At 69.6% G+C, this 10,897-nt stretch carries 8 protein-coding genes; 6 read left to right on the top strand and 2 right to left on the bottom strand.

All coding sequences use genetic code 11. The features are described from left to right. Nucleotides 1-408 precede the first annotated feature (408 nt). Both otsB and kstR read right to left on the bottom strand, forming a co-directional pair. Nucleotides 409-2,949 (bottom strand): trehalose-phosphatase, encoded by a 2,541-nt coding sequence (gene otsB, locus ACWFRB_RS25735; protein ID WP_452644071.1) that lies wholly within the window; start codon nucleotides 2,947-2,949, stop codon nucleotides 409-411. A 14-nt stretch (nucleotides 2,950-2,963) separates the two neighbouring features. Continuing rightward, the gene (gene kstR / locus ACWFRB_RS25730; protein WP_452644069.1) at nucleotides 2,964-3,626 is read right to left on the bottom strand and encodes a cholesterol catabolism transcriptional regulator KstR; all 663 of its coding nucleotides are present in this window, start codon (nucleotides 3,624-3,626) and stop codon (nucleotides 2,964-2,966) included. A 129-nt stretch (nucleotides 3,627-3,755) separates the two neighbouring features. Here kstR and ACWFRB_RS25725 point away from each other — a divergent pair, with 129 nt between their 5' ends. The 6 genes from ACWFRB_RS25725 (at nucleotide 3,756) to ACWFRB_RS25700 (ending at nucleotide 10,831) form a co-directional block, all read left to right on the top strand. After that, on the top strand, nucleotides 3,756-5,906 hold the full coding sequence (locus ACWFRB_RS25725; RefSeq protein WP_452644067.1) for an acyl-CoA dehydrogenase family protein: 2,151 nt from the start codon (nucleotides 3,756-3,758) through the stop codon (nucleotides 5,904-5,906). Between the two features lie 126 nt (nucleotides 5,907-6,032). Beyond that, on the top strand, nucleotides 6,033-7,097 hold the full coding sequence (locus ACWFRB_RS25720) for an acyl-CoA dehydrogenase family protein (RefSeq protein WP_452644065.1): 1,065 nt from the start codon (nucleotides 6,033-6,035) through the stop codon (nucleotides 7,095-7,097). Then, complete coding sequence (locus ACWFRB_RS25715; protein WP_077042938.1) at nucleotides 7,082-8,230, top strand: acyl-CoA dehydrogenase family protein; 1,149 nt, start codon at nucleotides 7,082-7,084, stop codon at nucleotides 8,228-8,230. Before ACWFRB_RS25720 ends, ACWFRB_RS25715 begins: the two co-directional genes overlap by 16 nt. Continuing rightward, nucleotides 8,227-9,252, top strand: a complete 1,026-nt coding sequence (locus ACWFRB_RS25710; RefSeq protein ID WP_452644062.1) for a bifunctional MaoC family dehydratase N-terminal/OB-fold nucleic acid binding domain-containing protein — start codon at nucleotides 8,227-8,229, stop codon at nucleotides 9,250-9,252. The genes ACWFRB_RS25715 and ACWFRB_RS25710 overlap by 4 nt, the downstream gene beginning before the upstream one ends. Nucleotides 9,253-9,254: 2 nt before the next feature. Further along, nucleotides 9,255-9,665, top strand: coding sequence for a MaoC family dehydratase (locus ACWFRB_RS25705; protein WP_452644060.1), 411 nt, complete (start codon nucleotides 9,255-9,257; stop codon nucleotides 9,663-9,665). Continuing rightward, nucleotides 9,662-10,831: a lipid-transfer protein gene (locus tag ACWFRB_RS25700; RefSeq protein ID WP_452644058.1), complete on the top strand. Its 1,170-nt coding sequence runs from the start codon at nucleotides 9,662-9,664 to the stop codon at nucleotides 10,829-10,831. The genes ACWFRB_RS25705 and ACWFRB_RS25700 overlap by 4 nt, the downstream gene beginning before the upstream one ends. Nucleotides 10,832-10,897 lie beyond the last annotated feature (66 nt).

Genomic DNA, 10,897 nt, shown 5'->3' with positions numbered 1-10,897 from the left:
GACAGGGTGTGGGAGAGTAGGACACCGCCGAACATAAATTGCGAATGCCTCGCATCACAGTCTTGAAAGAGACTGCGATGCGAGGCATTTCGCATATCCGGGGCACACACGAGACGCACGGGCGGGCAGACCGCCGCGGGCCGGCCGAGTGCGCACCTACCGGCGTCCCTACTCGGTCGATACCCCGACAACTGCACACTCGACCCCACCGCGGGCCCGGCCCAGTGTGCACCTACCGGCGTCCCCACTCGGCCGATACCCCATCAACTGCACACTCGACCCCACCGCGGGCCCGGCCCAGTGTGCACCTACCGGTGTCCCTTCTCGGCCGATACCCCGACAACTGCACACTCGACGCCAAAAACCCGGCCGTCGAGTGGACGGCCGGGTGGCTCAAGTACTGCGGGATCAGCTCAGCAGGTGCGCGCAGCGCAGCAGGCCGAGATGGCTGTACGCCTGCGGGTGATTGCCCAGCGAACGCTCGGCCACCGGGTCGTACTCCTCGCTGAGCAGTCCGGTGGGACCGGCCGCATCGACCAATTGCGCGAACAGGGCCTCGGCGTCCGAGCGTTCCCCGATCAGCAGGTAGGCCTCGATCAACCAGGCCGCGCACAGGTGGAATCCACCCTCGCCGCCGGGCAGGCCGTCGTCGTGGTGGTACCGGTACACGGTCGAGCCGCTGCGCAGCTCAGCCTCGGTGGCCCGGACCGTCGCGATGAACCGCGGATCGGTCGGGTCGATGAGCCCGGAGAGCCCGATGTGCAGCGTCGCCGCGTCCAGGTCGGTGCCGTCATAGGCGGCGGTGTACGAGAGCGCACGATCGCTCCAACCGCGATCCTTGACTTCGTCGGCGATCTCGGCCCGTAGTGCCGTCCATCCGGGGCGGGACTGCCGGCCGAAACGCTCGGCGAGGGTCAGAGCCCTGTCGACGGTGACCCAGCACATGACCTTCGAGTACACGTGGTGGCGGGGGTTCCCGCGGATCTCCCAGATGCCGTTGTCCGGTTCGTCCCAGCGGCGCTCGACCGCGGAGACCATGGCCTGCACCAGGTTCCAATCGGCGTCGGTGAGCACATCGGTCGGTCCTGCCTTCTCGCGGGCCTCGGCGAGGTGCGAGATCAGGTCGACGATGGGACCGAAGACGTCGAGCTGCACCTGCGAGTTCGCGGCGTTGCCGACTCGGACCGGGCGTGAGCCCGAGTACCCGGGCAGGGAGTCGAGCACCGCCTCGGGCGGCAGGTTGGCGCCGTAGATCGTGTACAGCGGATGCAGGCGCTCGGGACCGGGCAGCGTCTCGAGCACGCCGTGCACCCACTCCAGGAAGTCCTCGGCCTCGCCCAGCGAGCCGAGCGAGACGAGGGCGGACGCGGTCAGTGACGCGTCCCGGAGCCAGCAGTAGCGGTAGTCCCAGTTGCGGACGCCACCGATCTCCTCGGGCAGCGAGGTGGTGGCCGCGGCCAGGATCGATCCCGAGTCGGCGTGCACGAGCCCTCGCAGCGTCAGGGCGGAGCGCTTCATCAGCCCGCGCTTGCGGGCGGGCAGGGTCAGGCCGTCCGCCCAGTCGCTCCAATACGACTCGGCCAGCGACCTGCGCTCCGACTCCGGCACGGTGGTCGGTCCGAGTTCGGTGGTACCGCAGCGCAGTTCGAGGACGACCGGTCCCTGCGACGGGTCGACGACCGCGCGCGCGCTCTGCTGGACACCGTCGCTGGTGATCTCCCACTCGACGCCGGGGGAGCGCAGCACGAGCGGATCGCTGGTGCCGTACACCCGAAGGCCGTCGGCCTCCTGCTCGAGGTGCACCTGCACCTGTCCGAACTCGGGACGCGGCGCGAAGGTCACCACGGCCTTGGCCTGACCCGTGATCACGCGGGTGAGGTCGGTGCGGCCCTGGTCGACGTCGTGGGGCAGGTAGTCGGTGACCTGCAGACTCGCCCAACGGGTCTCGACGGTCATGGTGCCGTCGACGTACCGCTGGCTGAGCGGCAGCGCCTCCCGCAGGGGGCCCACCGTGAAGTGGCCCGCGCCGACGCCGCCGACCAGGTGCGCGAACACCGCGGCGGAATCGGGCTCCGGATGGCAGAGCCAGGTCAGGGTGGCGTCGGGGGTCAGCAGCGCGACCGTCCTCGGGTTCGCCAGCATGCTGAGACGCTCGATCGGGGTGGCGCTTTCACCGTGGAGCCAGGTGCGCCGCTCCTCGAGCAGGAACGCCAGCGCCGCGGAGACGTCCTCGGTGCTCGACACCCGGAACTCGGCGAGCGATTCGCCGGGGCCGACCTTGACTCCGAGATCCGGTCCCTGGAGCCGGCTGAACGCCTTCTCGTCGGTGATGTCGTCGCCGAAGAACACGGTGGCCGAGGCGCCCTCACGGTGCCGCAGGATGTCGAGTGCCTCGCCCTTGTCGGTGGTGATCACCGCGAGTTCGATCACTGCCTTGCCCTCGGTGACCTGTACGCCGTTCCAGGTGGCGGCACCGCCCCGCACGCGTGACAGCGCCGCCTCGGCGATCTCGGGAGTGGCGTTGCGCACGTGCAGGGCGGTGCTGGCCGGCTTGGTCTCGACGGTGACGCCGGTGCCCGCGGCGGCGACGGCCTGCAGCTCCTCGGTGATCTCGCGGAGCAATCGCTTGGCGTCGTCGTCGATCTCGCGCACGAAGCCGACATCGAACTCGGAGCCGTGGCTGCCGACCAACTGCACCTCGACCGGAAGTCGGGACAGCATCGCCAGGTCCCGGAGCGCACGGCCCGAGATCACCGCCGATGTGGTGGCGGGCAGGCTCGCCAGCGCCCGGAGGGCCCGCACGGACTCGGCGTGCGGGAAGGCTTTCGCGGGGTCGGAGACGATGGGCGCCATCGTGCCGTCGTAGTCCGACGCCACGAGGAGCCGAGGCGTCCTCGCCACTGATACGAGACGCCTGCGAAGCTCGACGGGTAGGTCTTGCGCACTCACTGCGCAAAGTCTACTTACGCGACGCCCGGATCCTTGTAACCGCCGCCGAGAAGGAGTTCCACGGTCAGTTCCAGTCGCTTGGCGACATCCGTCGCGGACGAGCGACGGGTGAGCCACGCGACGAGGTTCGAGAGCCACACATCGGAAATGACGCGGGCGATCGCGAGCTGCTCCTCGCTCGGGTCGCCGTCACTCATCGCGCGGGCGAACAGCGAGTCCATCAGCTTGCCGACCTGATCGACCTCGGCGGCCGCGGAGGCGTCGGCGAACATGAAGGCGCGGGTCATGGCCTCGGTGAGCAGGGGATCGCGCTGCATCGCCCTGGTGATCTGGCCGAGAATCAGGTGCATGCGCTCGATCGGGGTGTCGCCGGGCGGCAACTTCCTGCGGGAGTCGATCTTCTCGAACTCGCGGGCGAGCGAGGACACCAGGAGGTGGACCTTGGACGGGAAGTACCGGTACAGGGTTCCCACCGCGACATCGGCTCGCTCGGCGACGGCGCGCATCTGCACGGCCTCGTACCCGCCCTTGGACGCGAGGGCCAGCGTGGCGTCGAGGATCCGCTTGCGACGTTCGCGCTGGGCATTGGAACTGAGATCCTCGTCGGTCAGCGTCGAAACGGCCCCGTTGGTCGAGGCGGTCTTAGCCGCGGAACGGGTTCGAGATGAGGAGGTCATCCACAGATTCCTTGGTATCGGCGAGTAGTTGAGTTCGTGCAGTTCGTGCCAGGTCTTGACTCTTGCCCGGCCCACATATTAGAACACGTTCTAGACAAATTTGTCAGTAATGAAAGGTTGGCCTCCCTTGTGACAATCGCCACGACAGACGAGCAGCGTGCCGTCCAGGAATCGATTCAGGCCTGGGCTCGCGCGACGAACCCGATCGAGACGCTACGGCAGGGGCCGGCCGATTCGTGGCGGTCGCACTGGTCCGCCATCGCGGACCTCGGCCTCTTCTCGGTCGCGCAGGCCGAGGAGGTCGGCGGCGCCGACGGCGAGATCGTCGACCTCGCGGTGATGCTCGAGCAGGCGGCCGCGGCGCTTGCCGCGGGTCCGGTGCTCTCGACCGCGCTCGCGGCCCTGGTCGTCGGCCGCAGCGGCGAGGCCGCGGCCAAGCAGTGGGGTCCCGAACTGGCCGAGGGCAACCTGCCGGTCGGCGTCGTGGTCGACGGCGTCGTGACGGCCGAGGCCGACGGTGATGGCGGCCTGGTCCTCAGCGGTGAGGCCGGGCTCGCGCTCGGCGGCGCGCCCGGTGTCGGCGTGCTGCTCGCGGCCTCGCGCGGCGACGACACCGTGTGGTGCCTCATCGACGCCGAGGCGGACGGACTGACCGTCGAGGCGTTGGAGAACGTCGACGTGAGCACCCCGCTGGGCCGGGTCTCCTGCGCGGGTGTCCGGGTGAGCGCGGACCGGGTCGTCGCCGGGCTGCGCCCGGGACTGGTCAGGGACCTGGCCGCGACGCTGGTGGCCGCGGAGGCGGCGGGTGTGGCGGGCTGGTGCCTGCGGACCGCCGTCGAGTACGCGAAGATCCGCGAGCAGTTCGGCAAGCCGATCGGTTCGTTCCAGGCCATCAAGCACCTGTGTGCCGAGATGCTGTGCCGTGTGGAGCAGACCCGGGCCGTGGCCTGGGACGCCGCGGTCGCGGCGGAGACGGACGCGGAACTGCCCATCGCGGCGGCGGTCGCCGCGTCGGTGGCCCTCGACGCCGCGGTGGACACCGCCAAGGACTGCATCCAGGTGCTCGGTGGCATCGGCTTCACCTGGGAGCACGACGCGCACTTCTACCTGCGGCGAGTCCTCTCGCTGCGGCAGCTGCTCGGCGGCGGCGCGTACTGGCGGGCGCGGGTCGCGGAGCTCACCCAGGCGGGCGAGCGCAGGCACCTGACCGTCGACCTGGGTGACCTCGAGGCCTCGCGCCCCGAGGTGCGCGCCGAGATCGAGGCGATCGTCGCGCTGCCCGAGGACGAGCGCCGGATCGCGTTCGCGGAGTCCGGCTACCTCGCGCCGCACTGGCCCGAGCCGTACGGAAAGTCCGCGAAGGCCGCCGAACAGATCCTGGTCGGCGAGGAGCTGGTGCGCGCCGGACTGGAGACCCCGAACCTGGTGATCGGGTGGTGGGCGGTGCCGACCATCCTCGAGCACGGCACACCGGAACAGATCGAGCGCTTCGCGGTTCCGACGCTGCGCGGCGACGTGATCTGGTGCCAGCTCTTCAGCGAGCCGGGCGCGGGCTCGGACCTCGCCGCGCTGCGGACCACCGCCGAGAAGGTCGAGGGCGGTTGGCGCCTGCAGGGCCAGAAGGTGTGGACTTCGCTTGCCATGGAGGCGGATTGGGCGATCTGCCTGGCGCGCACCGACAAGGACGCACCCAAGCACAAGGGCATCACGTACTTCCTGGTCGACATGCGCAGCGCGGGCATCCGCATCTCGCCGCTGCGTGAGATCACCGGCGACGCGCTGTTCAACGAGGTCTTCCTCGACGACGTCTTCGTGCCCGACGACGGCGTGGTCGGGCAGGTCAACGGCGGGTGGAAGCTGGCCCGCACCACGCTGGCCAACGAGCGGGTCGCGATGAGCGGCGGCTCCTCGCTGGGCAAGGCGATGGAGGAACTGCTCGAGCTGGCCGAGCGCGGCGGCCCGAACGCTGTCACCGAGGACCGGATCGGGTTCCTGATCGGCGAGGCCATGGTCGGCTCGCTGCTCGAGCACCGCACCACCCTGCGTCAGCTCGACGGACAGGACCCGGGTCCGGAGTCGAGCGTGCGCAAGCTGGTCGGTGTCCGGCATCGCCAGGCGGTCGCGGAGTTCGCGCTGGAGCTGTCCGGGCCGGGCGGCGCCGTCGAGGGCCCGCTGTCCCGGGAGTTCCTGAACACCCGGTGCCTCTCGATCGCAGGCGGCACCGAGCAGATCCTGCTGACGGTGGCCGCGGAACGGATCCTCGGGCTGCCGCGGGACTAGCTGCGGCAGGAAGTGTCCGGCACGGGGGCGAAGCGTTGCTCTCGTGCCGGACACGAACCGTTGTCCCCGGGCAGGGGAGCTGATACAACTAGAACAGGTTCTAACTCGTAGGCGGGATTGTTCAGCGTGGATTTCTCTCTGGATCAGACACAAGAAACGGTGGCGGAGATCGTCGTGGGGCTATTGGCCCGCGAGGTCTCCGATCCCGCCGATACCAGCGGCTTCAACCCAGCGTTGTGGGAGGCGATGGCGAAGGCCGACCTGCTCTCACTCGCGGTGCCCGAGCGGCTCGGCGGCGCCGGGCTTGGCCTGCCCGAGGTGTTGCCACTGCTCACCGAGACCGGCCGCGGTGCCGCGCCGGTGCCGGCGCTGGCCACCCTCGGCTTCGGCCTGCTCCCCGTGCTCGCACTGGGGACACCGGAACAGCAGGACGCGATCCTCGCCGAGGTGGCGACGGGGCGGGTGCTCACCGCGGCTCTGAACGAGCCGGGCGCGGCGTTTCCGACGTCGCCCTCGACCACCGCGGTCGCGGACGGTGACGGTGTCGTCGTCAACGGCCTGAAGGTCGCCGTTCCGTTCGCCGACCTCGCCTACCGGATCCTGGTGCCGACCGACGCGGGCGTCGTGCTCGTCGCGCCAGACGCCCCCGGCGTCACGCTGGCCAAGATCTCCTCGTCCTCGGGCAGCCCGGAGTTCTCGGTGCGGCTCGACGGCGTCCGGGTCCCCGCCGCGGAGGTCCTGGGCGGCGACAACGCCACCCTGTACCGGATCGCGCTCGCGAGCATCGGTGCGTACACCGACGGACTGCTCGCAGGCGCCACCACGCTGACCGCCGAGCACCTGCGCACCCGTGAGCAGTTCGGCAAGCCCCTGGCCACCTTCCAGGCCGTGGCCCAGCAGATCGCCGACGTCTACGTCACCTCGCGGACCCTGCACGTCTCGGCGCTGGCGTCGGGCTGGCGGGTGGCCGAGGGCCTCGAGTCGGATGACGACCTCGAGGTGCTGGCCTACTGGATCGCGGCCGAGGTGCCCGCCGCGATGCGCACGCTGCACCACCTGCACGGCGGGTTGGGTGTGGACGTGACCTACCCGATGCACCGCTACTTCTCCATTGCCAAAGACCTGGCCCGCCTCGTTGGCGGCGCCTCATCTCGACTCGACCTCGTGGGGGCCCGGTGTTCATCGATCTGACACCCGAACAGCGTGAGCTGCAGGCGGAACTCCGCCGTTACTTCGCCGGCCTGATCTCTCCGGAGGAGGCCGAGATCATGCTCACCGAGCGGCACGGCCCCACCTACCGCGAGGTCATTCGCCGGATGGGCAAGGACGGCTGGCTCGGCGTCGGCTGGCCGGTGGAGTTCGGCGGCCGTGGCTTCGGCGAGATCGAACAGCAGATCTTCGTGAACGAGGCTGTGCGAGCGGATGTTCCGCTACCTTCGGTCACCCTGCAGACCGTCGGCCCGACGCTGCAGACCTACGGAACCGAAGAGCAGAAGCGCAAGTTCCTGCCCTCGATCCTCGCGGGCGAAGTGCACTTCGCGATCGGCTACTCCGAGCCGGAAGCAGGCACCGACCTGGCTGCGCTGCGCACCACCGCGGTGCGCGATGGCGATGAGTACATCGTCAACGGCCAGAAGATCTTCACCACCGGTGGCCACGACGCCGACTACATCTGGCTCGCCGTGCGCACCGGCGACGCGGACTCGCGCCACCGCGGCATCTCGATCCTGATCGTGGACACCAAGGATCCCGGTTTCACGTGGACCCCGATCATCACCGCCGACGGCGCGCACCACGTCAACGCCACCTACTACTCCGACGTCCGCGTCCCCGCGAGCATGCTGGTCGGGGAGGAGAACAAGGGCTGGCGCCTGATCACCACCCAGCTCAACCACGAGCGCGTCATGCTCGGACCGGCCGGCCGTGTCGCGGGCCTGTACGAGAAGGTGCACGAGTGGGCGGCCAAGCGGGACCTGCTCTCCGAGCCGGACGTGCAGCGCGGCCTCGGCGAGATCCACGCGACCTACCGGCTCAACGAGCTCCTCAACTGGCAGGTGGCTGCGGCGACCGGCGACGTGGACATCGCGGACGCATCGGCGACGAAGGTCTTTGCCACCGAGCGCATCCAGCGTGTCGGCCGGATCGCGGACGAGATCATCGGCGCGCACGGCGACCCGGGTGACCCGGAGACCGCGAAGCTGATGCGCTGGCTCGACGTGCAGGTCAAGCGGAACGTGGTGATCACCTTCGGCGGCGGCGTCAACGAGGTCATGCGCGAGCTCATCGCGATGGCCGGCCTCGGCCTGCCGAAGGTGCCCCGATGACCGCGACGGAGGTTTCAGTGAGCGACAAGGAAGCATCGATCCTCGCGGCGGCCGAACGGGTACGGGCGGGCGGCGCCAGCAAGGCGCGCGCGGGCCGCGACCCGATCAACATGCCGATGATCCGCAACTGGGTGGAGGCGATCGGCGACGAGAACCCCATCTACGTCGACGAGGACGCCGCCGTCGCGGCAGGCCACGGCGGCATCGTCGCACCGCCCGCCATGGCGCAGGTCTGGACGATGCGCGGACTGGGTGCCGTGCGCGAGGAGGACGATCCGCTCGGCCGGATGACGGAGATCCTCGACGAGGCCGGGTACACGTCGGTGGTCGCGACGAACTGCGACCAGACGTACCACCGCTACGTCCGCCCGGGCGAAGAGGTGACCATCGAGTCGGTCCTCGAAGACGTTGTGGGACCGAAGAAGACGGGCCTGGGCGAGGGCTGGTTCTTCACGACCAGGAACTTCTGGAAGGTGGGCGACGAGGTCGTCGCCGAGATGCTCTTCCGGATCCTGAAGTTCGCGCCCCCGGCGAAGGAGGCGCCCGCTCCCGTCGGGGAGGCGTCGTCGAGCCTGGGCGAGTCGCTCGACGATCTCGACCCGACCCGGATGCTGCGTCCCTCGCAGTCGCGCGACACCGAGTTCTTCTGGGAGGGAGTCGCGGCGCACGAGCTGCGTCTCCAGCAGCGCCAGGACGGTTCGCTGCAGCACCCCCCGGTGCCTGCGATCTGGAAGGACAAGTCGGAGCGGACGGACTACGTCGTGGCCTCGGGGCTCGGCACCGTCTTCAGCTACGTCGTGCACCACGCGCCGAAGGTGCCGGGGCGTTCGCTGCCGTTCGTCGTCGCGCTCGTGGAGCTCGCGGAGGGCGTGCGGATGCTCGGCGAGCTCCGTGGCGTCGACCCGAGCGAGGTCACGATCGGGATGCCGGTGCAGGTGGAGTTCCTCGACCTGCCGGGCGACGACGAGACCGGACAACAGCCGTGGACGCTGTACGCGTGGCGTCCCGTGAAGGAGTCGTAGCGATGACGAACACTCTCTCCGCCCAGGTGGGGGAGACCCTGCCCGCCCTGTCCATCCACGGCGACCCGACCTTCATCGTGTCGACGGCGTTGGCCACCAGGGACTTCCAGGATGTCCACCACGACCGGGACAAGGCGCAGCAGCGCGGCTCGAAGGACATCTTCGTCAACATCCTCACCGACACCGGGCTGGTGCAGCGGTACGTCACCGACTGGGCCGGTCCGCGTGCCGTGATCAAGTCGATCAAGTTGCGGCTCGGTGTGCCCTGGTACGCCTACGACACGCTGACCCTGACCGGTGCCGTTTCCTCGGTGGAGGACGGCCTCGTCACCCTCGACATCGTCGGCAAGGACAGCCTCGGTGACCACATCAAGTCGACGGTCACCCTCGTGATGGATGGAGCAGCCCAGTGAGCGACCTGTCCGGCAAGGCCGCGATCGTCGGCATCGGCGCCACCGACTTCTCCAAGGACTCGGGGCGAAGCGAGCTGCGCCTCGCCGCCGAGGCGGTGCAGGCCGCGCTCGACGACGCGGGCCTGAAGCCGTCCGACGTGGACGGCCTCACCTCGTTCACCATGGACACCAACACCGAAGTGGCCGTGGCCCGTTCGGTCGGCATCCCGAACCTGAAGTTCTTCTCCCGCATCCACTACGGCGGCGGCGCGGCCTGCGCCACCATCCAGCAGGCCGCGATGGCCGTGGCCACCGGTGTTGCCGACGTGGTCGTGGCGTACCGGGCGTTCAACGAGCGCTCGGGAATGCGCTTCGGGCAGGTGAACTCGGCGCTGGTGCAGCAGGTGAACTCCTCCGGTACCGACAACGCCTTCTCGTACCCGCACGGGCTGAGCACCCCGGCGTCCTTCGTCGCGATGATCGCGCAGCGGTACATGCACGTGTACGGCGCCACCAGCCGGGATTTCGGGGCGGTGGCGGTCGCCGACCGCAAGCACGCGGCGACCAACCCGAACGCATTCTTCTACGGCAAGCCGATCACGATCGAGGAACACCAGGCCTCGCGGTGGATCGCCGAGCCGCTGCACCTGCTGGACTGCTGCCAGGAGACCGACGGCGGCATCGCCATCGTCGTGACCTCGCCGGAGCGCGCGAAGGACCTGCCCAACACGCCGGCGATCATCGCCGCCGCGGCGCAGGGCAGCGGGGCCGATCAGTACATCATGACCAGCTACTACCGGGACGGCCTGAGCGGTCTGCCGGAGATGGGGCTGGTCGGCGACCAGCTGTGGGCACAGTCGGGGCTGCGTCCGCAGGACATGCAGACCGCGGTGCTCTACGACCACTTCACCCCGTACGTGCTGATGCAGCTCGAGGAGCTCGGCTTCTGCGGCCGCGGCGAGGCCAAGGACTTCATCGCAGACGGCGCCATCGAGCTGGGCGGGCGCCTGCCGCTGAACACCCACGGTGGGCAGCTGGGCGAGGGCTACATCCACGGCATGAACGGCATCGCCGAGGGTGTCCGCCAGATCCGCGGCACCTCGGTGAACCAGGTTCCTGACGTGCAGAACGTCCTGGTGACGGCAGGCACCGGTGTGCCGACCTCCGGGCTGGTCCTCACGGCGTAGGCGCCTCCGGCGCCCGTGCGCGGTTGACGAGTGCGAGGGCGCGTCCCCCCCCCCCCGGCGCCGGCG

The organism is Rhodococcus sp. NPDC055112 (assembly GCF_053607505.1).
This window is presented reverse-complemented; position numbering and strand designations above follow the sequence as displayed.